Source organism: [Chlorobium] sp. 445, assembly GCA_002763895.1.
Taxonomy (GTDB): Bacteria; Bacteroidota; Chlorobiia; order Chlorobiales; family Thermochlorobacteraceae; genus Thermochlorobacter.
The window spans coordinates 1-1291 of the sequence record NSLH01000075.1 but is presented as its reverse complement, the minus strand read 5'-3'; the positions used below and the strand labels follow the sequence as shown (position 1 = coordinate 1291).

General features: G+C 50.0%; 1 protein-coding gene and 1 pseudogene. Both read right to left on the bottom strand.

Going from position 1 to position 1291, the window contains the following annotated elements:
* Nucleotides 1-34: 34 nt before the first annotated feature.
* A complete protein-coding gene (locus tag CMR00_12815; GenBank protein ID PIO46986.1) occupies nt 35-217 on the bottom strand; it encodes a hypothetical protein in 183 nt (60 codons plus the stop codon).
* 7 nt (nt 218-224) lie between these two features.
* Nucleotides 225-1265 (bottom strand): annotated as a pseudogene (locus tag CMR00_12810) (ATP citrate lyase).
* Between the last annotated feature and the right edge of the window lie 26 nt (nt 1266-1291).

The window sequence follows — 1291 nt, the reverse complement described above, 5'->3', positions numbered from 1 at the left end:
GTGACGTCGGCAAGGCTGGCATAAACAGGAATGCTCAAAAATTGATTGCCATATAAACCTCGACGGTTTTGCCCGCATCAGGCGGATAGACGAAGGCAAGCACATTGAGCGGCAAGCCCATCATGTAGCAAAATTCTGCCATACGCTTTGCGGCGTTTTGTCCCGCACGCGCACCAACAATAACGACTTTGGTTTGCTCAGTTGCGATGATAGACATGTTGGAATTAGTTTTTTTCGGATTGAATGGCTTTATCAACGATAGAGGTTAAAGGTGTATAGCGGTCGAAGAGTGAATATCGAAGCCTTCGTGGCGCAGTTGGCGCATGGCGTCTAAGCCTTGTTCTTCGTTTGGTCCGCCGCGCCGCACCCAAATTTTAACGCCTTGAAGTTTGCCTTGTGCTTTGGCTTTGCGCAGTCCGTTGATAATGCGTTGAAAGTGGCTTTCACATCGGTGAAGTTGGCAATCGCCCCGCCAATAATCAGATGTTTGATATTCGGAAGTGAACAAACTTTTTCAGTGAGGGCTTCGACTGCCCAATCGGGTGGGTCGCCCGAATACTCGGCATAATTGGCAATGCGCCGCCCCAAAGCGATAACGGCATCGGCATAAAACACCGATGCGCCGCCGCCCGCAGGAAGCAAGGCAATATCGCCTTCTGGTGCTTGAACAAACTTCAATGAGCCTTTAATGCGCGCATCAATTTCCATAATCGCTAATTCGTCAGGCGTTAAAGGACGACCAAATTCCGAGACCGGCGCAAAACTCCAATCAGGGTGGCGAAACTTTGCCGTCATATCTAACTCAACGACGGCGTCGAGCGCGGCAAAGCGCATGGTTTTTGGGCAACCACCAACGGATTGATTTCAATCGAGATAGCGTCTTCGTTATCGTAACACAAGAAGACACGATGTGTAATTTTGGCGACGCGCTCGGCAAGGTCTGACTCAAACCCGGCTTGATGAGCAAGTTCAATGAGCTGCGCGTGCGAGGGCATGCTATCAATCGGAACAATAAGCCGTTTGACGGTGTCCCAATGGTCTTCAATTTCAACGCCGCCGTGCTTAGAGAGCAAAATTTCCGCCCCTTCACGAATCGAGCGAATGCACAGATAATACTCTTCATCGTGCTCGAGCATTTCCGCCACCAACACTTGCGAAATGGAAATCTCTTGAACGTGCTTGCCGAGCATTTCTTGTGCGGCTTGAATTGCGCCGTTCAAATCCAGATTAAGTTTGACAAGTCCCAACTTGAAGCGTCCGCCAATGGCTTCGTGCGCTTTGACGACGAGTT

Coding starts and splice junctions, on each gene's coding strand:
- CMR00_12815 (PIO46986.1), bottom strand. CDS start 217: ATGTCTATCATCGCAACTGAGCAAACCAAAGTCGTTATTGTTGGTGCG.